Source organism: Paraburkholderia sp. NPDC080076, assembly GCF_050281145.1.
Taxonomy (GTDB): domain Bacteria; phylum Pseudomonadota; class Gammaproteobacteria; order Burkholderiales; family Burkholderiaceae; genus Paraburkholderia.
In genome coordinates, this window is record NZ_JBNNWQ010000004.1 from 447,846 (window position 1) to 468,189 (window position 20,344).

At 62.8% G+C, this 20,344-nt stretch carries 16 protein-coding genes and 1 tRNA gene; 6 read left to right on the plus strand and 11 right to left on the minus strand.

What is annotated here, in order from left to right; genetic code table 11:
- Positions 1–169 precede the first annotated feature (169 nt).
- Together ftsH and ACQKRQ_RS19035 are read right to left on the minus strand one after the other, a co-directional pair.
- The gene (gene ftsH, locus ACQKRQ_RS19030; RefSeq protein WP_006051983.1) at positions 170–2,059 is read right to left on the minus strand and encodes an ATP-dependent zinc metalloprotease FtsH; all 1,890 of its coding nucleotides are present in this window, start codon (positions 2,057–2,059) and stop codon (positions 170–172) included.
- A 189-nt stretch (positions 2,060–2,248) separates the two neighbouring features.
- A complete protein-coding gene (locus ACQKRQ_RS19035; RefSeq protein ID WP_132373611.1) occupies positions 2,249–2,911 on the minus strand; it encodes an RlmE family RNA methyltransferase in 663 nt (220 codons plus the stop codon).
- Between the two features lie 183 nt (positions 2,912–3,094).
- On the opposite strand from ACQKRQ_RS19035, the gene ACQKRQ_RS19040 reads away from it, so the two are divergent.
- Complete coding sequence (locus ACQKRQ_RS19040) at positions 3,095–3,622, plus strand: YhbY family RNA-binding protein (protein WP_408181735.1); 528 nt, start codon at positions 3,095–3,097, stop codon at positions 3,620–3,622.
- A 140-nt stretch (positions 3,623–3,762) separates the two neighbouring features.
- Here ACQKRQ_RS19040 and ACQKRQ_RS19045 read toward each other — a convergent pair whose 3' ends face one another.
- From ACQKRQ_RS19045 to gloB, 7 genes are all read right to left on the minus strand, one after another.
- A complete protein-coding gene (locus ACQKRQ_RS19045) occupies positions 3,763–4,272 on the minus strand; it encodes a DUF4149 domain-containing protein (protein ID WP_132373610.1) in 510 nt (169 codons plus the stop codon).
- A gap of 20 nt (positions 4,273–4,292) precedes the next feature.
- Complete coding sequence (gene greA / locus ACQKRQ_RS19050; protein ID WP_012433846.1) at positions 4,293–4,769, minus strand: transcription elongation factor GreA; 477 nt, start codon at positions 4,767–4,769, stop codon at positions 4,293–4,295.
- A gap of 151 nt (positions 4,770–4,920) precedes the next feature.
- Positions 4,921–8,175, minus strand: coding sequence for a carbamoyl-phosphate synthase large subunit (gene carB / locus ACQKRQ_RS19055; RefSeq protein WP_427478747.1), 3,255 nt, complete (start codon positions 8,173–8,175; stop codon positions 4,921–4,923).
- A 180-nt stretch (positions 8,176–8,355) separates the two neighbouring features.
- Positions 8,356–9,510 (minus strand): glutamine-hydrolyzing carbamoyl-phosphate synthase small subunit, encoded by a 1,155-nt coding sequence (gene carA, locus ACQKRQ_RS19060; protein ID WP_427478749.1) that lies wholly within the window; start codon positions 9,508–9,510, stop codon positions 8,356–8,358.
- A gap of 439 nt (positions 9,511–9,949) precedes the next feature.
- The gene (locus ACQKRQ_RS19065) at positions 9,950–11,191 is read right to left on the minus strand and encodes an MFS transporter (RefSeq protein ID WP_427478751.1); all 1,242 of its coding nucleotides are present in this window, start codon (positions 11,189–11,191) and stop codon (positions 9,950–9,952) included.
- A gap of 210 nt (positions 11,192–11,401) precedes the next feature.
- Positions 11,402–13,096 (minus strand): transglycosylase SLT domain-containing protein, encoded by a 1,695-nt coding sequence (locus ACQKRQ_RS19070; RefSeq protein ID WP_427478753.1) that lies wholly within the window; start codon positions 13,094–13,096, stop codon positions 11,402–11,404.
- Positions 13,097–13,252: 156 nt separating this feature from the next.
- Positions 13,253–14,044 carry a hydroxyacylglutathione hydrolase gene (gloB, locus tag ACQKRQ_RS19075; protein ID WP_427478754.1) on the minus strand — a complete coding sequence of 264 codons (792 nt, stop codon included), beginning with the start codon at positions 14,042–14,044 and terminating at the stop codon, positions 13,253–13,255.
- A 19-nt stretch (positions 14,045–14,063) separates the two neighbouring features.
- Between gloB and ACQKRQ_RS19080 the strand changes: the two genes are divergently transcribed.
- The 5 genes from ACQKRQ_RS19080 to ACQKRQ_RS19100 all read left to right on the plus strand — a co-directional run bounded on the left by ACQKRQ_RS19080 (position 14,064) and on the right by ACQKRQ_RS19100 (position 18,686).
- The gene (locus ACQKRQ_RS19080) at positions 14,064–14,939 is read left to right on the plus strand and encodes a class I SAM-dependent methyltransferase (protein WP_132373605.1); all 876 of its coding nucleotides are present in this window, start codon (positions 14,064–14,066) and stop codon (positions 14,937–14,939) included.
- Positions 14,936–15,382: a ribonuclease HI gene (gene rnhA / locus ACQKRQ_RS19085; RefSeq protein ID WP_106283734.1), complete on the plus strand. Its 447-nt coding sequence runs from the start codon at positions 14,936–14,938 to the stop codon at positions 15,380–15,382. The genes ACQKRQ_RS19080 and rnhA overlap by 4 nt, the downstream gene beginning before the upstream one ends.
- A 77-nt stretch (positions 15,383–15,459) precedes the next feature.
- Positions 15,460–16,194 carry a DNA polymerase III subunit epsilon gene (dnaQ, locus tag ACQKRQ_RS19090; RefSeq protein ID WP_132373604.1) on the plus strand — a complete coding sequence of 245 codons (735 nt, stop codon included), beginning with the start codon at positions 15,460–15,462 and terminating at the stop codon, positions 16,192–16,194.
- A 48-nt stretch (positions 16,195–16,242) separates the two neighbouring features.
- A tRNA-Val gene (locus tag ACQKRQ_RS19095) sits at positions 16,243–16,317 on the plus strand.
- Between the two features lie 488 nt (positions 16,318–16,805).
- Positions 16,806–18,686 carry an ABC transporter ATP-binding protein gene (locus ACQKRQ_RS19100; RefSeq protein WP_427478755.1) on the plus strand — a complete coding sequence of 627 codons (1,881 nt, stop codon included), beginning with the start codon at positions 16,806–16,808 and terminating at the stop codon, positions 18,684–18,686.
- Between the two features lie 169 nt (positions 18,687–18,855).
- On the opposite strand, the gene ACQKRQ_RS19105 is transcribed toward ACQKRQ_RS19100, so the two are convergent.
- Both ACQKRQ_RS19105 and ACQKRQ_RS19110 read right to left on the minus strand, forming a co-directional pair.
- A complete protein-coding gene (locus tag ACQKRQ_RS19105) occupies positions 18,856–19,320 on the minus strand; it encodes a DUF2214 family protein (protein ID WP_427478756.1) in 465 nt (154 codons plus the stop codon).
- A 151-nt stretch (positions 19,321–19,471) separates the two neighbouring features.
- Positions 19,472–20,323, minus strand: a complete 852-nt coding sequence (locus tag ACQKRQ_RS19110) for a hypothetical protein (protein WP_427478757.1) — start codon at positions 20,321–20,323, stop codon at positions 19,472–19,474.
- Positions 20,324–20,344: the final 21 nt, after the last annotated feature.

Consider the following 20,344-nt stretch of genomic DNA (forward strand, 5'->3'; position numbering starts at 1 on the left):
ACCAACGGGCGTTCAAAGGTCAGCTTGAAGCGGCCGCATTGCAGCGGCTCGGGAATAGGCAAAGAAGGGAATTCGACTTTCGACACGTGGTGGTGCTTCACGCAAAACGGATAAATGCAAAACGGGCCGGTGTGAAACACACCGGCCCGCACTTTCTACTGGTCGCCTATCAGGCCGGCGCGGTCGCGCTGCCCGGCTTGACCTCGGTGCCCGGGCTGCCGCCCGACGAGGCGTCGCTTGCCGACGGCGGCGAGCTCTTCGGCGAACGCGGCGGACGGCCTGCCATGATGTCGTTGATCTGATCGGCGTCGATCGTTTCCCACTCCATCAGTGCGGCGGTCATCGCTTCGACCTTGTCGCGGTTCTCGTCCAGCAGACGCTTCGCGAGGTTGTATTGCTCATCCAGCACGCGGCGAATTTCTGCGTCGACCTTCTGTTGCGTCGCTTCCGAAATGGTGCGCGTGAAACCGCGGCCAAACGGCGTGGCGTCGTTTTCGTCGTCGACGTAGACCATCGGTCCGAGTGCGTCAGTCATACCGAAGCGAGCCACCATGGCACGCGCCGTTTGCGTCGCCTTGTTGAAGTCGTCCGATGCGCCGGTGCTGATCAGGTTCAGGAACAGCTCTTCCGCGACGCGGCCACCGAACAGGATCGCGAGACGATCCAGCAGGTAGTCCTTCGAATATGTTTCGTTGTCATGCTCCGGCAACTGCCACGTCACGCCCAGCGCACGGCCACGCGGAATGATCGTGACCTTGTGCACCGGATCGGCCTTCGGCAACAGCTTGGCGATCACCGCATGGCCCGACTCGTGGTACGCCGTGGCGCGCTTCGATTCTTCGCGGATCACGGCCGACTTGCGCTCCGGACCCATGAAGATCTTGTCCTTCGCGTCTTCGAAGTCCGTCATTTCGACGATGCGCTTGCCGCGGCGAGCCGCGAACAAAGCCGCTTCGTTCACGAGGTTCGCGAGGTCGGCGCCCGAGAAGCCCGGCGTGCCGCGTGCGATCACCGCTGCGTCGACGTCGTTCGAAATCGGCACCTTGCGCAGGTGAACCTTCATGATGTGCTCACGGCCGCGAATATCCGGCAGACCGACATACACCTGGCGGTCGAAACGGCCCGGACGCAAGAGCGCCTTGTCGAGCACGTCCGAACGGTTCGTTGCAGCGATCACGATCACGCCCGAGTTCGCTTCGAAGCCGTCCATCTCGACCAGCATCTGGTTCAAGGTCTGTTCGCGTTCGTCGTTACCGCCGCCCATGCCGGCGCCACGGTGACGGCCGACCGCGTCGATTTCGTCGATGAACACGATGCACGGTGCGTGCTTCTTGGCCTGCTCGAACATGTCGCGCACACGCGCCGCGCCGACACCGACGAACATTTCCACGAAGTCCGAACCCGAGATGCTGAAGAACGGCACTTTCGCTTCACCCGCGATAGCACGCGCGAGCAGCGTCTTACCGGTTCCCGGCGGACCGACCAGCAGCACGCCGCGTGGAATGCGGCCGCCCAGCTTCTGGAATTTCTGCGGATCGCGCAGGAAGTCGACCAGTTCGGAGACTTCTTCCTTGGCTTCGTCGCAACCGGCGACGTCGGTGAAATTGATTGCGTTGTTGTTTTCGTCGATCAGACGTGCACGGGATTTACCGAACGAGAACGCACCACCTTTCCCGCCCCCCTGCATCTGTCGCATCATGTAGAACCAGAAACCGATGATCAGGATCGTCGGCCCGAGGTAGTACAGCGCGGACACCAGCGCATTGGGTTCGTCATCAGCCTTGCCGCTCACCTGAACGCCATACTTCATCAGATCGCCGACCATCCAGATGTCGCCGGGCGACACGATCTGGTACTTCTGGCCGTCTGCTGGAGTGACCGTGAGGTTCCGCCCCTGGACAATGACGTTCTTGACTTTGCCGTTCTTCGCGTCGTCCATGAACTGCGAATAGGAAACGCCTTCCTGGACACGGGGCTTGTCGAACTGCTTGAACACCGTAAACAGCACCAGTGCGATAACCAGCCACACTGCTGCTTTCGAAAACATATTGTTGTTCAAAGCACCACTCCTTCACTTAGACGGGCGCCTACATTTGCCTTGCGGCACCACGAAAGCATTCTAATCCAGTCCGCAGACCCCTGCCATAAGGTTTCACTACCACAGAAATAGCGCAGCGGGCCATTGCTCCACCCATTTCCGGGGCCGTGATCGCATTATCGGCAGATACGGAACCGTCCTGCAGCGCCCCTATGCGGGCCGCTTGAGATGCTTACCCAAAATAAATGTTTCTGACGACTTGTCCCGCGAGGCTTTCGGCTTGCGGGCCGCCACCACCTTGAACTGATGCTTGAACTTTTCGACAATCTGGCTGTAACCGCTGCCGTGAAAGCATTTGACTAAAAGGGCACCATCCGACTTCAGGTGATTTTGTGAGAATTCCAGCGCGAGATCGCACAAATGCTCGATTCGCGCCGCATCCGCCACCGCCACTCCCGACAGGTTGGGCGCCATATCCGAAATTACAAGATCAACCTGGCGTTCTCCGACCAATTCTTCGAGTTGGCCCAGCACGGTGTCTTCACGAAAGTCGCCCTGAATGAACGTGACGTCGGCGATCGGCTCCATGGGGAGGATATCCAGCGCGATGATCGTGCCGTCAATGCCTCCTTCGCGCTCGGCGTCGCGCTGCGAACCCTTTGCGAGCTTGTTACGCGCGTACTGACTCCAACTGCCCGGCACCGAGCCGAGGTCGACGATCACCTGCCCCGGACGGATCAGCTTGTCCTGCTCGTCGATTTCTTTGAGCTTGTAGGCTGCACGGGCACGATAGCCCTCCCGCTGCGCCATTTTTACGTACGGGTCGTTGATGTGATCATGCAACCACGCCGTGTTGAACTTGTTTTTTGCCATTAAGCGTTGAACTCTTGCTGCGTTATGACACGCTTTAGGGGATAATACGCGGTTAATTCGCGCGGACACCGCCAAAACTGGCAGTCATCCGCGATTCTGTTGTTCTGACGCGCCGCCCTGCGCAATTGGCCGAATCTCTCGGAAATGCAGGTGCCGCCATTTTAGTCGAGTCTCCCACTTTCCATGCCCGCCCTCAAAGTCTCTTCCGACCAACGCGCCGAGTTGCGCTCCCAGGCACATGCGCTCAAACCGGTCGTGCTCGTCGGCGCCGAAGGCTTGACCGACGCTGTGCTCTCCGAGATCAAGGTCCACCTTGGTGCTCATCAGCTCATCAAAATCCGCGTGTTCGGCGACGAACGCGAAGAGCGCATCGCAATCTATGAAGAAATCTGCGACAAGCTGAACGCCGCGCCGATCCAGCATATCGGCAAGCTGCTGGTGATCTGGAAGCCGGAAACCGCGCAGCCGGCGGTGAAGACCAAACGCGGCGCGTTGCCGAGCGCTCGCGAAGCCGCCGTGGAAGCCAAACCGGGTAAAGGCCGCGCGCCACGCGTCGTGACGGTCGTGAAGCCCAGCGAAATCCCGATGCGCAAACCCAAGGCCAAAGCGGTCGTGGTACGCGGCAATGAACGCGTGACGCAAGGCGGCAACATCAAGCGCGCCAAGAAGCGCCAGACCAGCGCGAAGCGCTCGCATCAATCGTCGAAATAAGCGAATGATGATAGGTGCGGGCGGCGTCCGCACCTTGACGTGGGCTACGTGATCAAGACCCGAAAGCCCAACGTTGCCTATCAAGCTCGCTGCGTCAGCTTGCACGCTCAGGCGCTGCAAAGCAGCTTCAGCGGATTGCCTCAGCCAGCGACCTTCCCCGCCGTGCCGCGAGCACCCTGCTCCGCCGGCACAATGCCTGCTCCGGCAGGCAGTTTCCACACCAGCGCCACGCCCAGCAGGCTTTCGATCAGATAGAACAGACTCGAGACGCCGTGCAGAATGCCGAAGCGCGTCGCATAAACCGAGTGTCCGACATCGCTGCCCGCTTCTAGCGCGGCAATGCGCATTGCATTCATAAACGGCTGTAAGGCGAAGTAACCGACCAGCACGCACACCAGCATGCCGGCAATCAGCCAGCGCAAACGGCGATACGCATCGCTGCCGCGCCGAACCAGCACATTCGCGAGACCGAGCAGCAAAATGCCGCACACCGCACCCAGCACGCCTTCAATGCGAAACAGTTGCGCCGCCACCGCGCCCGCCGTCATCCGGTCGAGCGAAGTGAACAGCACGGGTGCGACGGCATAGCCGATAGTCAGCAGACTACCGACCCACACCACCGTCAACAAACGGAAAAATCGATGCGGCATCTGGGACACCGGAACCGCCTTCAAACGTAGCTAACCGCGATGATTTCGTATTCGCGCACGCCGCCCGGTGCCTGCACCGACGCAACGTCGCCTTCCGACTTGCCGATCAGGGCGCGCGCGATCGGCGAACTGATCGAGATCAAACCATGGTCGATGTCCGCTTCGTCGTCGCCGACGATCTGATATTTGACGGACGCACCCGAGTCCAGATCTTCCAGTTCCACCGTCGCGCCGAACACCACGCGACCGTCCGCTTCCACCGCCGCCGGGTCGATCACCTGCGCGCCGGCCAGCTTTGACTCGATTTCAGCAATCCGGCCTTCGATAAAGCCCTGCTTTTCCTTCGCCGCGTCGTATTCCGCGTTTTCCGACAGATCGCCCTGGGCACGCGCTTCCGCGATCGAATTGATCACCGAAGGACGCTCAACCGATTTCAGGCGCTGCAATTCATCGCGCAACATTTCCGCGCCGCGCTTCGTCAATGGAACAGTGCTCATAAACAACTCTATGCAAAAAACAGCCGTAAAAAAAATCACCGCGGTTAAGTGCATTCCGCCGGGGCCAGAGCGCTGAGCAAAGCTCGGCGCCAAGCACCTGCGGAACGCCGCTTAACCGCGGCACTTACATCTTGGACAGGTATTCGAAGCCTTAGTTTAGGCGAGCGTGGAGGCCTTGTAAATCATAGACTTCCAGGTCCTTCAAATAGCGCAAACCTTCGACGGCAGCACGCGCACCCGACATGGTCGTGTAGTACGTGACCTTGTTCGCCTGCGCGCTCATGCGGATCGAGCGCGAGTCAGCGATCGCGGCACGGGTCTCGTCGACAGTCGTGAAGACCAGCGCGATTTCGCCGTTCTTGATCATGTCGACGATGTGCGGACGGCCGTCCTTCACCTTGTTGACGACCTTCACCGGCACGCCGGCCGCTTCGATCGCGGCGGCCGTGCCCTTGGTCGCGACGATCGGATAGCCGAGTTCGTGCAGCATGCGCGCGACTTCGACGGCCTTCGGCTTGTCCGCGTCCATCACGGTCAACAGCACCGTGCCCGACTCCGGCAGACGCGAACCCGCCGCGAGTTGCGACTTGAACAGCGCTTCGCCGAACGTCTCGCCCACGCCCATCACTTCGCCGGTCGAACGCATTTCCGGTCCGAGCACCGGATCGACTGCCGGGAACTTGACGAACGGGAACACGGCTTCCTTCACGCTGAAGTACGGCGGATCGATTTCCTTCGTCACGCCTTGCTGCGCGAGCGTCTGACCGACCATCGCACGCGCCGCGATCTTCGCGAGCGGCAGGCTCGTTGCCTTCGACACGTACGGCACCGTGCGCGAAGCGCGCGGATTCACTTCGAGCACGTAGATGACGTCTTCTTTCGAGCCGTCTGCCTGCGGCACCTGCTGAATCGCGAACTGCACGTTCATCAGGCCGATCACGTTCAGTGCTTTCGCCATCGCGCCGGTCTGGCGCTTCAACTCGGCCACGGTTTCCTTCGACAGCGAATACGGCGGCAGCGAGCACGCCGAGTCGCCCGAGTGCACACCGGCCTGTTCGATGTGTTCCATCACGCCGCCGATGAACACGGCTTCGCCGTCGGAGATGCAATCCACGTCGCATTCGATCGCGTCGTTCAGGAAGCGGTCGAGCAGCACCGGCGAATCGTTCGACACCTTCACGGCCTCGCGCATATAGCGCTCGAGGTCGCGCGGTTCGTGGACGATTTCCATCGCGCGGCCGCCGAGCACATACGACGGACGCACCACCAGCGGATAGCCGATTTCGTCGGCGAGCTTGAGCGCTTCGTCTTCGGCGCGCGCGGTGCGGTTCGGCGGCTGACGCAGGCCGAGGTCCTGCAGCAGCTTCTGGAAACGCTCGCGGTCTTCGGCGGCGTCGATCATGTCCGGCGACGTGCCGACGATCGGCACACCGTTCGCTTCGAGATCGAGCGCGAGCTTCAGCGGCGTCTGGCCGCCGTATTGCACGATCACGCCAACCGGCTTTTCCTTGTCGACGATTTCGAGCACGTCTTCGAGCGTCAGCGATTCGAAGTACAGACGATCGGACGTATCGTAGTCGGTCGAAACGGTTTCAGGGTTGCAGTTGACCATGATCGTTTCGTAGCCGTCTTCGCGCATGGCGAGCGCGGCGTGCACGCAGCAGTAGTCGAACTCGATGCCCTGGCCGATCCGGTTCGGGCCGCCGCCCAGCACCATGATCTTCTTGTTGTTGGTCGGGTTCGCCTCGCACTCGTCCTCGTAGGTCGAGTACATGTAGGCGGTTTTCGTGGCGAATTCGGCCGCGCACGTGTCGACGCGCTTGTACACCGGGCGCACGTTCAACTCGATACGGCGTTGACGCACTTCCGCCGGCTTCGCGCCGAGCAGCCTGGCGAGACGGCGATCCGAGAAGCCGCTTTGCTTCAGATACTTCAGCTCTTCCTTCGAGAGGCTCGCGAGCGTGCGGCCTGCCAGCGCCTTTTCCTTCAGGATGATCTGTTCGATCTGCGCGAGGAACCACGGGTCGATCGAGGTTTCTTCGAAAATCTCTTCGGCCGTCATGCCGACACGGAACGCGTCGCCCACGTACCAGATGCGATCCGGACCGGCTTCGCCGATCTCGCGGATGATCTCGTCGCGGTTATCGGTCTTTTCGTCCAGACCGTCGACGCCGACTTCCAGACCGCGCAGCGCCTTCTGGAACGACTCCTGGAAGGTGCGGCCAATCGCCATCACTTCGCCGACCGACTTCATCTGTGTGGTCAGGCGCGAATCGGCTTCGCGGAATTTTTCGAACGCGAAACGCGGAATCTTGGTGACAACGTAGTCGATGGTCGGTTCGAACGATGCCGGCGTTTGACCGCCGGTGATTTCGTTCTTCAACTCATCCAGCGTATAGCCGACGGCGAGCTTGGCAGCGACCTTGGCGATCGGGAAACCGGTTGCCTTCGACGCCAATGCCGACGAGCGCGACACGCGCGGGTTCATTTCGATCACGATCATCCGGCCGTCTTTCGGATTGATCGAGAACTGCACGTTCGAACCGCCGGTATCGACGCCGATCTCGCGCAGCACCGCGAGCGATGCGTTACGCAGGACCTGATATTCCTTGTCGGTGAGCGTTTGCGCCGGCGCGACGGTGATCGAGTCGCCGGTGTGGATGCCCATTGGGTCCAGGTTTTCGATCGAGCAAACGATGATGCAGTTGTCCTTCTTGTCGCGGACCACTTCCATCTCGTACTCTTTCCAGCCGAGCAGCGACTCTTCGATTAGCAGCTCGCGCGTGGGCGACAGATCGAGACCGCGCTTGCAGATCTCTTCGAACTCGTCGCGGTTGTACGCGATGCCGCCGCCCGAACCGCCCAGCGTGAACGACGGACGGATCACCACCGGATAGCCGCCGCTGCCCGTTTGCGCGGCGATCTCGGCCTGCACCTGAAGCGCTTCTTCCATGGAATGCGCGGTGCCCGATTTGGCCGAACCGAGGCCGATCTTGGTCATCGCGTCCTTGAACTTCTGGCGGTCTTCCGCTTTGTCGATCGCTTCCGGCGATGCGCCGATCAGCTCGACCTTGTACTTCTCCAACACGCCGTGCGCGTGCAGATCGAGCGCGCAGTTCAGCGCGGTCTGACCGCCCATCGTCGGCAGGATCGCGTCGGGGCGCTCCTTTGCGATGATGCGCTCGACCACTTCCCACGTGATCGGCTCGATGTAGGTCACGTCGGCCGTGTTTGGGTCGGTCATGATCGTCGCCGGATTGCTGTTGACGAGAATGACCTTGTAGCCTTCCTCACGCAGCGCCTTGCATGCCTGCGCGCCCGAGTAATCGAACTCGCACGCCTGGCCGATGATGATCGGACCCGCGCCGATGATGAGGATGCTCTTGATGTCTGTCCGCTTGGGCATAACGCTCTCGCTAATGTATTCCTGAATTCTTTCCGTCGGCGCGCGTCGCCGTGACGTTGCGCGCGCTCTGCTCTGTCTGGTGCGGCTCGCCGCGCGTGCGCCGCTGTATGTCGCGTGTGCGTCGATGACGCGCACCGCAGCGCGGCGCGAGCCGCGCGCCGCCGAGACTTGTATGCCGCTTTATGCCGCTGCGGTCTTGCCGGCCTTCTTCGTATCCATCAACGCCGCGAAGCGATCGAACAGATAGGCGATGTCATGCGGACCTGGCGACGCTTCCGGGTGACCCTGGAAGCAGAACGCCGGCTTGTCGGTCAGCGCGAAGCCCTGCAGCGTGCCGTCGAACAGCGAGACGTGCGTGGCGCGGGCGTTGGCGGGCAGCGTGTCGGCATCGACCGCGAAACCGTGGTTCTGCGACGTGATCACCACGCGGCCGTCGTCCAGATCTTTCACCGGATGGTTCGCGCCGTGGTGGCCGGTCTTCATCTTCATGGTTTTGGCGCCGACCGCGAGGCCCATGATCTGATGACCGAGACAGATGCCGAAGGTCGGAATGCCGCGCTCGATCAGCTCCTTCGTGGCGCGAATCGCGTAGTCGCACGGTTCCGGGTCGCCCGGGCCGTTCGACAGGAAGATGCCGTCCGGATTGAGCGCGAGCGCGTCAGCGGCGCTGGCTTGCGCCTGCAGCACGGTGACGTGGCAGCCGCGTTCGGCCAGCATGCGCAGGATGTTGTATTTGACGCCGTAGTCGAACGCCACCACGCGATACTTCGGCGCCTTCTGCGTGCCATAGCCTTCGCCCAAACGCCATTCGGTCTGGGTCCACTCGTAGGTTTCCTTCGTCGACACGACCTTCGCCAGGTCCATGCCCGAGAGGCCGGGGAACGAGCGTGCGAGTTCGATTGCCTTGGCTTCGTCGTCCGAACCGGCGAGGATCGCGCCGTTCTGCGCGCCCTTGTCGCGCAGAACGCGCGTCAGCATGCGGGTGTCGAGACCGGCGATGGCGACCACGCCTTCGTCCTGCAGATATTGCGAGAGCGTGCGCTCCATGCGGAAGTTCGACGCGAGAACCGGCAGATCGCGAATGATCAGGCCGGCGGCATGGACTTTCGTAGCTTCGACGTCTTCGGCGTTCACGCCGACGTTACCGATATGCGGATACGTGAGGGTCACGATCTGGCGCGCGTAGCTCGGGTCAGTCAGGATTTCCTGATAGCCGGTGATAGCGGTGTTGAACACGACTTCGCCGATGGTGTGCCCGGGGGCGCCGATCGAGTAACCACGAAAGACCGTGCCGTCGGCGAGCGCGAGCAGAGCGGGAGAAAATGACGGCAACACGGGAGACTCCTTGGGGAACACCCTGTTGCCGACCTGTCTATCCGACTGCGAGCCGCAGCGAAACGCATCCGGGATGCGCGCGCAGACTCGCTCGCGAACTGCCGTTGACGTTGCAAGAGGCGCGATGGGTCCATTGTGTGGACGGATCGGCTGGGGGCGGGGCCCTGCTTGCTACGCCGGTGGCGCGCGGCGGATGAACGGTATGGGAGAGGTAGGCGCTAGGGTGCGGGTTGATAAGCTCAAACCTTGGAATTATAGCGTGAAACTACCCTTCCCTCCAAATCCGAGATGGCTTCGACTCGTGGGACGGCGCGGCTCGAAATCGCTCAAAGCCTTGCTGCGGCTGGTGCGGACGGCGCTCCGCGGCGTTTCCATGAGCGCGAATCGGGATAGTGCCGGCAGATGGGGCGCGACCGACGAAGCGGCGCACCGGCCGGGCTCAGGCGTCCTGTTCGGCGGGGATTTCGGCCGGACGAACCAGCTTGCGGCCCGGCAATATGTACCAGATCGCGCTCAGCACCTGCAGCGCGACCAGAATGCCCCACGCGGTCAGATGCGCGGCCGCCGGATAATGGCCGCCGCTCGCCGGCCAACGCGACAGCACCGCGCCGACGCCGATCTGAAAGCCGAAAATCAGCAGGAAGATGATCAACGTCAGTGTGGTATTCACGCGGCCGATCATCTGCGCCGGGAAGTGCCGGGTCATGACCGCGTAGCTGAGAATGCCAGTGCCGCCGAAAATCCCGTACGCCGCCCACAACAGACCCGCGGGCAACGGCGCCTTGAACATGATCAGCAACTGCGTCAGAACGTACAGCGCCATGCCGATGCCGCAAAACGCATGGAGTGAGATGCCGCGCCGCTCGAGACTGCGCGCCGCCGCGCCGAAGCCCACGCAACCGGCCATCATCGCGAAACCGAGAATCGACACGAGCGCGGCGGCCTCGCGCGGCTCGAAGCCTTGCACGTCACGCAGCCACGCGCCGACCCAAAGCGACTGCATCGCGTAAAAGACGCCTTGCGTGACGACCGAGAACGACGCGACTTTCCAGAACGCCGCACTGCGCAGGATATGCAGCGTGCCTTTGAACTGGGCGCCGATACTGGCCTGGTGATGGGCTTCCTTCGTGTCCGGCGCGAGCGTCCACTGCGCCAACGCGACCAGCACGGTCAGCAAACCCAGTCCGATGCAGACCACGCGCCAGCTTGCGAACGTCAGGACCCACGTCAGCGGCGAGCCAACCATCACGCCGCCGAAGCCGCCGATCGCCATCACCAGACCGTTCATTAATGGCAGGCGCGCCGCGGCGAAGTGCTGCGCCAATGCCTTGAACGCGGCGCCAAGACAGACAGAAACGCCGACGCCGATCAGCAGTCGCCCCACCATCATCATGCCGACGCTATGCGCGGCGCCGAACACCCAGATGCCGAGCGCCGCAAACAGCAGCGTGACAGCCGTGACGCGCCGCGCGCCGTAGTGGTCGAGCAGCACGCCGGCCGGAATCTGGGCGCCCGCGAAACCGAGGAAGTAAAGACTGGTGAGCAAGCCCAAATCCGCAGCCGACAAACCCAGATCGTGCGTGATGAACGGCGCAAAGCCGAGGTTGACGCCGCGGAACACGTAGGATACGAAATACCCGGCGGAGAACAGCAAAAAGACGCGCAACTGGGTCGACGACATGAGCTTTGAATTTGGCGGCTGGCCGAATGGGTTTGGGCGAAGCACGAAAGATAAAGGAAAAGCGCTCGCTTTGCCGGAAATGATCTGCACAATGAAAAACGCCGTCACCACAGGTGACGGCGTTGGAAAAAGCACGGTGCGTGATCGGAGCGCAATTCATGCGCTGCCCCCGCAACGCATGTGGTCACTACCGTCTGAGCCGCTATTGGTCTACTTACCCTTCTTCGCGTTGGCCACGGTCTTCGGGCGGCTCTCTGCCGCAGCCTTCGACGCCTTGCTGGACGTGGAAGCCGACACCTTGGTCACCTTGCCCTTATTGGCGCTGGATGCCGTCGGCTTGCTGACCTTGCCAACAGGTTCGGAGACTTTCACCACCTCTGTCCGGCCACGACCCTTCTTCTTATCGTAGCGCGAATCACTGCGCGTGTCTGCGACGCGGGTGCCGATCTTCTCGACGCCGCCGCCTTGCACGTCGGTCGCGATGCGCTCCGGACCCGGCTCGCTCGGCATCGCCTTGCCGACCGGCACGTGCAGCACGATTACCTGGCCGCGCGACACGCTGTCGCGATGCGTGCGGTTCCACGCCTTCAACTGGCCGACCGACACGCCGTAACGCACGGCGATGGCGGCCATCGACTGATTACGGCGCACGCGGATCAGCATCTTGCGCGTATCGGGGACGTCGGGCTCCATTGCCAGCACGGCGCTTTCAGCCACGTCGGCGCTGATGTCTTCGTCGTCGTCCGAACCGCGCGGCACCACGATTGTGGAGCCGGGTTTCAAACGCATGCCGACCGGAATCTTGTTCACTTCCATCAGCGTGTCGGCGTCGACACTGATCTTCTGCGCGATCGCCGCGGGTGTCGCGCGTTCGGTGACCGTGTACGTGGTCCACGACGACAGCGAACCGGAGTACGTCTTCAGATTGCGCTCGAAGGCGCTGGCGTTGTCGAACGGCAGCAGGATCTGCGGCTGCGTCGCGCCGAGAATCACCGGCTTCCTGAACGACGGGTTCAGCGAGCGGAATTCGTCTGCGGACAGATTCGAGAGCTTGGCGGCCATGTCCACGTCGATGTCGTGCGAGGTGGTCACCGTCACGAAATACGGGTGGTTCGGAATGGACGGCAGCGTGAGCCCGTACATTTGCGGGTTCATCACGATGTTTTTCACCGCCTGCAGTTTCGGCACGTAGTTGCGCGTCTCGTTCGGCATGCGCAGGCTCAGATAGTCGGTGGGCAAGCCCGCCGCTTCGTTGCGCGCAATCGCGCGCTGCACGTTGCCCTCGCCCCAGTTGTACGCCGCGAGCGCCAACTGCCAGTCGCCGAACATGTCATGCAGACGCGACAGATAGTCGAGCGCGGCGCTGGTCGAGGCCAGCACGTCGCGGCGCTCGTCCTGCCACATGTTCTGCTTGAGGTTGTAGGTGCGGCCCGTGCCCGGCATGAACTGCCACATGCCGGCCGCCTTCGCCACCGACAAAGCCTGCGGGCTATACGCCGATTCGATGAACGGCAGCAACGCGAGCTCGGTCGGCATATGGCGCGCCTCCAGCTCTTCGACGATGTGGTACAGGTACTTCTGCGAGCGCTCGGTCATGCGCTGCACGTAATCAGGACGCTGCGCATACCAGTTGACCTGCATGTCGACGAGGTCGGTTTGCAGGTCCGGCATCTGGAAACCACGGCGAATCCGGCCCCACAGGTCGGCGTCGGCGCTCGTCAACTGAGTGACGGAGCCCTGGTCGACGTTGATCGTCTCTTTGGCGGTGGCTGTCTTGCGAAGGGCGTCGGCTACGGCTTGCTGACTGGCGGGGCTTGTTGCGGTGTTCGGAATACTCGTCGTCGGTCCCTGGCTCGCGCAAGCGGCGAGCGTCAGGACCAGCAACGCACTAAAGATAAATCGCATGAACGTCTCGGCTTCCACAAGGGCTGGAATTTGCAGCCGATAGTACGAAACGGCAACGTTTACGTCAATCGGAAAATTACGAAAAAATCAAGTAAATCTTGGGCTTGGCGAATTTTTCCGATTCATCGCGTGAGGAATACCCCTCCTGGGATCGGGTCACCGGAAGCGGTTTTTCCATTCGCGCATCAAAGTAAAGGCCGTCAATCGATCCGGCACCTTCTCGTGCAACTGCTCCCGCAAGCTCGCCTGCACCGCTGGATCGCCGGCGCGCAAAAACGGATTCACGGCGCGTTCATGGGCGATCGTGGTGGGCAGGGTGGGCACGTCGCGCGCGCGCAGTTCGCTCGCTTTGTCCCGCCAGGCCTGCAGTTCGGCGTTGCCCGGCTCGCACGCGAGCGCGAAGCGGATATTCGACAGCGTGTACTCGTGCGCGCAGTGAACCTCGGTCGTGCCGGGCAGCGCGGCGAGCGCATCCAGCGAGGCGAGCATCTGCTTCGGCGTGCCTTCGAACAGCCGGCCGCAACCGCAGGCGAACAGCGTGTCGCCACAAAACACGTGCGGCGTGCCTTGCGGGTCGGCCGCCTGGAAATAGGCGATGTGGCCGCTCGTGTGACCCGGCACGTCGAGTACGCTCAATTCGAGCGCGGGCGCCGCAATCGACACGTGATCGCCATTTTTCAGACGGCGCGTGAGATGCTCGATCGCTTCACCGGCGGGGCCGTAGACGGGCACGGCCTGGCCATTCAGCAGATCGGCCACCCCGCCGACGTGGTCTTGATGATGGTGCGTGAGTAAAATAGCGCTCAGCCGCCAGCCCCGTTTCGCCAGATAGGCTTTTACGGGGGCGGCCTCACCCGGATCGACGACCGCCGCGTGGTGTCCGTCGGAAACGACCCAGATGTAATTGTCATCAAACGCCGGGACCGGTACGTACTCGAGCGCATTCATAGGCGACGCATTCTTTGATATGACTGACCGAGCGATTATAGACTGGCCCGCCTGGACCGACTCGCCACCTGGCCGATACGTACTCGAATGGGAGCAAACCCAACTCGACCGCGTGGTGTCGGACGTGTTCGGTTACCATGCGCTGCAACTCGGCCTGCCGCAACTCGACGCGCTGCGCGAGAACCGCATGCCGTGCCGCGGACTCGTGCTCGACGCCGCGAGCGGGGCGAGCGCGCCGTATGCTTTTCCGCGCGGCGCGGGGCACGTTGGCAATGGCAATCGCAACGGTTCGAGCAGCAATTCGGGCAGCGGCGCGGCGCAAAGCGCACTCGCGGGCCTGCCGGCGCCGGCCGGACGCAGTGCCGTATGGTGCGACCTGCTGGACCTGCCGTTCGAGGCGCAAAGCGTCGATCTGATCGTGATGCCGCACACGCTGGAATTCACGAGCGACCCGCACCGTCTGCTGCGCGAAGCCGAGCGCGTGCTGATGCCCGAGGGCCAGTTGATCATTCTCGGCTTCAATTCGCTGTCGCTCTGGGGCGCGCGGCAATCGGTCGGCAAGATGACCGGCCGGCCTTTCGTGCCGGCGGCCGTCGACCTGATCGCCTTCACCCGGCTGAAAGACTGGATCAAGCTGCTGGGCTTCGACCTTGAACGCGGGCGCTTCGGCTGCTATCGTCCGCCGCTTGGCAGCGAACAATGGCTCGCCCGCTACGGTTTCATGGAAGCCGCCGGCGACCGCTGGTGGCCGATTTTCGGCGCCACCTACATGATCAAGGCGATCAAGCGCGTGCGCGGCATGCGTCTCGTCGGCCCGCTGAAAGTGAAGAAACCCGTCCTCGCCGCGGGCCTCGCGCCCGCCGCCACACCGAATACACGCAACCACACTCAATGACTTCCGATCTCATCGACATTTATACCGACGGCGCCTGCAAGGGCAACCCCGGCCCCGGCGGCTGGGGCGCGTTGCTGCGCTTCGGCGACCAGGAAAAAGAACTGTTCGGCGGCGAAGCCAACACCACCAACAACCGCATGGAACTGATGGGCGTGATCGCCGCGCTCGAAGCGCTGAAGCGGCCCTGCAAGGCGGTCGTGCACACCGACTCGCAATACGTGCAGAAAGGCATCAGCGAATGGATCCACGGCTGGAAGAAGAAAGGCTGGATCACCGCCGCGAAGCAGCCGGTCAAGAACGCCGACTTGTGGAAGCGGCTCGATGCGCTCGTCGCGCAACACGAAATCGAGTGGCGCTGGGTGCGTGGGCACAATGGCCACCCGGAGAATGAGCGCGCCGACCAGCTGGCCAATCGCGGCGTCGCGTCACTCGCGCAGATGTAATTCCTGCTGCGACGCCGCGCCGGCTAACCGCGCGCGCCATTTTTTTGCTGCAATTATCTTTGGCAGGCTAATCCGACATGCGTCAACTCATCCTCGATACCGAAACCACCGGCCTGAATGCCCGCACCGGCGACCGGATTCTCGAACTCGGCTGTGTCGAGCTGGTGAACCGCCGGCTCACCGGCAACAACCTGCACTTCTACATCAACCCGGAACGCGACAGCGATCCGGGCGCCTTGGCCGTTCATGGCCTGACCACCGAATTTCTGAGCGACAAGCCGAAGTTCGGCGAGATCGCCGACCAGTTCCGCGACTTCATCCAGGGCGCGGACCTGATCATTCACAACGCACCGTTCGACATCGGCTTTCTCGATGTCGAGTTCGCGTTGCTCGGCTTGCCGCAGGTGAGCACCTACTGCGGCGAAATCATCGACACGCTGGCGCGCGCCAAGCAGATGTTCCCCGGCAAGCGCAATTCACTCGACGCGCTGTGCGACCGCTTCGGCATCAGCAACGCGCACCGTACGCTGCACGGCGCCCTGCTCGACTCGGAACTGCTCGCCGAAGTCTATCTGGCGATGACGCGCGGCCAGGAAAGCCTCGTCATCGACATGCTCGGCGAGTCGCATGCCGGTGGCGATGCGCACGCGCCGCGCATCGCGATCAGTTCGCTGGATCTGGTCGTGATCGCCGCCAGCGACGACGAACTTGCTGCGCACCAGGCGGTGCTCGACGGTCTCGACAAGGCGATCAAGGGCACGAGCGTGTGGCGCCTCGAACCTGCGCCCGCCGCGGATGAGCAAACCGCTTAAAAAGTACTGGACGAGGCCGAAAATCCCTGACATAATTCGGCTCTCTTCGGGTGGTTAGCTCAGCGGTAGAGCACTGCCTTCACACGGCAGGGGTCACTGGTTCGATCCCAGTACTACCCACCAGAATTTTGGTGTGTCGATCACCGAAGACTAAAGGGCTCACGTAGAAATGCGTGAGCCCTTTTTCATTTCGTGATTCGGCGTTTGGAAACCGTACGGAATGCCAGGCAGATTCCGGCTCTCAACGTCCGCCTCAGGCGTCAACTCCGGATCTTCGTACGTTTGCGGACGCCAGATACTGCTGCTATAGTTGGCGCTCGGGCATTCGCCCCGTCAATTTTCTTCACTTCATTCGACCATAGGGAGGCGCCACATGTTTGCAATGCGTATCGCCGTCCCCGGCATGGTCTCGCGAGCGGTTTCGCGATCTTAATCCGTTCGATTAAGTCGCCTGATCGCCGTTCACGTGGTGTCGCCTGAAAAGGCACTCCGCGCAATTCCCAGACAGTCCGCAGTTCAATCGCCGGTGCATTCCGGCGCGTTTTGACTGTCTCGTCCTTTCGCTTCTGACTGGAACCTCGGTGCGCTCATGCGCCACCGGGTCGTGGCAAATGACCAGAAAAAAACTCGACTTTCGTGGACAAGCCTTCAAAGATGTCCTCGGCTTTACCTTCCGTCACTGGGCGCAGCAGCCCTGGCGCATCGTCGTCATTACGGCGCTGGTGCTGCTCTCGGCGTTGGCCGACGTACTCACGCCGATGTTCGCCGGACGCCTCGTCGATGCCATCGCATCCTGCGCGGCCAGCGACGCCGTCGCCTGGCGTGCGGCGATCACGGCCTTCTGCGTGCTGAGCGCGCTCGGCCTCGGCGCCACGCTGCTGCGGCAAGGCGTGTACTTCAACATCATCCGGCTCACGCTCAAGATGATGAGCGAGATCGCCGCGAATGCGTTTCATCGCGTGCAACGCTTTTCGACCGACTGGCACGCCAACAGCTTCGCCGGCTCGACGGTGCGCAAGATCACCCGCGGCATGTGGGCGCTCGACCTGCTCAACGACACGCTGCTGATCGCCCTGTTGCCGTCGCTCGTGATGCTGGTCGGCGCGACGGTTCTGCTCGGCTGGCGCTGGCCGATGATGGGCGCGGTCGTCGGCATCGGCTCGGTGCTGTATATCGCGGTGACCGTGGCCATGTCGCTCGGCTTTGTCGCGCCGGCCGCGCGCCTCGCGAATGCGTGGGACACGCGCATGGGCGGCGCGCTCGCCGACTCGGTCAGCTGCAACGGCGTGGTCAAGGCGTTCGGCGCGGAAGAGCGCGAAGAAGTGCTGCTGTCGCGCGTGATCGGCAAGTGGCGGCACCGCACGCGCCGTACATGGATGCGCGGCACGATCAACGGCGGCGTCCAGGGTGGCATGCTGGTGGCGATTCAGGCCGCGATCCTCGGCGCCGCGCTGCTGCTGTGGGCGCGCGGCGAAGCCGGCGTCGGCGACATCACGTTCGCGCTGACCATGTTCTTCATGCTGCAAGGCTATCTGCGCGACGTGGGCATGCACATCCGCAACCTGCAACGCTCGGTCAACGACATGGAGGAACTGGTGTCGCTGGAGAGCCAGCCGCTGGGTATCGAAGACCGTGCCGGCGCGGGTCCGATCGCGATCGGCAAAGGCGAGATCCGTTTCGAGCACGTGACCTTCCACTACGGAACGAACGGCCAGCCGCTTTACGACAACTTCTCCGTGCGCATCGCGCCGGGCGAACGCGTCGGATTGGTCGGGCATTCGGGCTCGGGGAAGACGACGTTCATCAAGCTGATCCAGCGCCTCTACGACATTTCGGAAGGCCGGATCACGATCGACGGTCAGGACATCGCCCGGGTGCGGCAGGCGTCGTTGCGCAGCCAGATCGCGATCGTTCAGCAGGAGCCGGTGCTGTTTCACCGCTCGCTCGCCGAGAACATCGCGTATGCGCGGCCCGGTGCGAGCCGCGCCGAGATCGAGCGCGCCGCAAAGCTCGCGAGCGCGCACGACTTCATCGCGGCGCTGCCCAATGGCTATGACACGCTGGTCGGTGAACGCGGCGTCAAGCTCTCGGGCGGCGAACGTCAGCGCGTCGCCATCGCGCGGGCGTTTCTCGCCGACGCTCCGATCCTGATTCTGGACGAAGCGACGTCGAGCCTCGACAGCGAAAGCGAAGTGCTGATCCAGCAGGCCATGGAGCGGCTGATGATGGGCCGCACTACGTTGGTGGTGGCGCACCGCCTTTCCACCGTGCGTGCGCTGGACCGGCTGCTGGTGCTGGATAAGGGCAAGGTAATCGAGGAAGGCAGCCACGAAGCGCTCATCAGGCTCGAGAAAGGCCTGTACCGGCGGTTGTTCGAGCGTCAGGCGCTGGAGCTGATCAAGGGGCTGGGTGAGCCGGAACTCACGACGACTCGGGCCGCGCGGCCGAACGCGAACCGGACCGACGATTCCAGCTTGCTGGTCGGGAAGTGATTTGAAGGGGGCGCGTGGAAGGTCGACTGGAAACCGCTAGTATGCTGGCGGCGCTTTCGGCTGGCGTTCCACCGCCCATTTTTTACGAGCGCGAGCGTAGGTTCAAGCGCGTAAGCGCTAGCGGCTGGTCAGCACGAACCGCCTAAACGCCAACGCGCCCGCGCCGGAGTTAAACCACGCCCGCAGGCAATCCCACACCACGCGCCATCCCTGTCGCCGCAAACACCATCAGCACCATCAAAATCGTCTGTATCACGCTATAGCGTGCGTAAGAGCGCGCCTTGCGCAGATCCGGCGCCGCGCCTTTCCTGATCGCTGCGCGCCAGCGCATCAGCGCGAGCATCGACGGGACTTCGAGGATGAGAATGATCACGAGCAGCGTCATCTTGAGATGAAAGAGCGGCTCGTGGAGATAGTAGTCGGTGCCCTTTTCGAAACCGCCGAAAACGCGCATCAATCCGGTGACAATCAGCACCAAGGCCGAGATGCCCCAGCCTGTATCCGCCCGGAACACGGAGCGCAGCGCGGCAGGTACGGTGGCGCGGCGGAGCGCCCACGTGCGCCGCAGAATCGACGCGAGCGCGAAGCCATAAGCAAGCAGATGGATGGCGGCAATCAACCAGCGAACCAGCATAGCGACTCCTGCAAAGGACGCGATACGATCGTTGTGTGTCTCATTCGCCCGCGCTGAAGCGCCGGGCGCCATGACTTCATTATCGACTACGGCTCAATCTACAACGCCTGCTTCGGCCACGGGGTGTGGCCGACTGCACAAATCGGCAGACTCAGACCTGCTGCAAGGATGTGTCAAGCGCGCGGGCGGCGACGCGATCGCCTTCGGTCGTCAGCGCGGTGCGGAATACGGTTTGCCGGTTGTGCCCCGCGGCGGCCGGCGAATCCCACAGCAACTCGATCTTCGGACGGCGCCCAAAGGCGCCGTGTGCCAGCGACGGCGCAGCGGCCGAGCCCGACGCGCCGGACCCTGCCGGCTCGCCTGCGGTGCCGAACGCGACCGTGGGAGTGGGCGTCGGCGTCGTTCGCACGCCCTGCCCGGCCGCCCAGCGCACGGACAATTCGCGCGCGTCGTACTGTCCCACCTTGCGACGCTCCGCCCACACGATCACCGTCCGCGTGACCGGATCGAGCGCGACCGCATAGCGGCCGATCGCGAAACGGCGCGCGGCGATATTGGTGCGCCATAGCGCGCGCGGCCGGCAGATCCACAGCACGGCCGCATACAGCGCCGGCGCGGCCAACAACCAGCCGTTGGAAGCTGCCACCGCATTGGCGGCACGCCGCCAGCCGGCGCTCGCGGTAAACGCGCCGACCGACCAGACCGCAAACAGGAACCCGAGGAAAGCGAACAGACGCAGCGCCTGCCGCAGCCATTGCGGCAGCGGATGAAACGGGCGCTCGGCCACGGCGCGCGCGCCCGGCAGGAAGATCAGCAGGAACAGGAAAACGAGGTTGATGCACGCCCACGGCGAGGACAGCATGGCCAGCAGCGACGCGCCCGCATCCAGGTCCGCCATCGAAAAAAGCCAGCGAGCAAGGATCACGAGACCGATGGCGCGCAACGCGAAAATCGTTCCGGCGCCGGGCGCCGCGTTCGCACGCGTCTCTTTCGTTCTCGCCAAGGCATCCTCCTGTCGTCGGCG

What these genes read in the sequence shown, in the direction of transcription:
- ACQKRQ_RS19035 (WP_132373611.1), bottom strand. Translation starts at nt 2,911, where the DNA reads ATGGCAAAAAACAAGTTCAACACGGCGTGGTTGCATGATCACATCAAC.
- ACQKRQ_RS19040 (WP_408181735.1), top strand. Translation starts at nt 3,095, where the DNA reads ATGCCCGCCCTCAAAGTCTCTTCCGACCAACGCGCCGAGTTGCGCTCC.
- ACQKRQ_RS19045 (WP_132373610.1), bottom strand. Translation starts at nt 4,272, where the DNA reads ATGCCGCATCGATTTTTCCGTTTGTTGACGGTGGTGTGGGTCGGTAGT.
- greA (WP_012433846.1), bottom strand. Translation starts at nt 4,769, where the DNA reads ATGAGCACTGTTCCATTGACGAAGCGCGGCGCGGAAATGTTGCGCGAT.
- carB (WP_427478747.1), bottom strand. Translation starts at nt 8,175, where the DNA reads ATGCCCAAGCGGACAGACATCAAGAGCATCCTCATCATCGGCGCGGGT.
- ACQKRQ_RS19065 (WP_427478751.1), bottom strand. Translation starts at nt 11,191, where the DNA reads ATGTCGTCGACCCAGTTGCGCGTCTTTTTGCTGTTCTCCGCCGGGTAT.
- ACQKRQ_RS19070 (WP_427478753.1), bottom strand. Translation starts at nt 13,096, where the DNA reads ATGCGATTTATCTTTAGTGCGTTGCTGGTCCTGACGCTCGCCGCTTGC.
- gloB (WP_427478754.1), bottom strand. Translation starts at nt 14,044, where the DNA reads ATGAATGCGCTCGAGTACGTACCGGTCCCGGCGTTTGATGACAATTAC.
- ACQKRQ_RS19080 (WP_132373605.1), top strand. Translation starts at nt 14,064, where the DNA reads ATGACTGACCGAGCGATTATAGACTGGCCCGCCTGGACCGACTCGCCA.
- rnhA (WP_106283734.1), top strand. Translation starts at nt 14,936, where the DNA reads ATGACTTCCGATCTCATCGACATTTATACCGACGGCGCCTGCAAGGGC.
- dnaQ (WP_132373604.1), top strand. Translation starts at nt 15,460, where the DNA reads ATGCGTCAACTCATCCTCGATACCGAAACCACCGGCCTGAATGCCCGC.
- ACQKRQ_RS19100 (WP_427478755.1), top strand. Translation starts at nt 16,806, where the DNA reads ATGACCAGAAAAAAACTCGACTTTCGTGGACAAGCCTTCAAAGATGTC.
- ACQKRQ_RS19105 (WP_427478756.1), bottom strand. Translation starts at nt 19,320, where the DNA reads ATGCTGGTTCGCTGGTTGATTGCCGCCATCCATCTGCTTGCTTATGGC.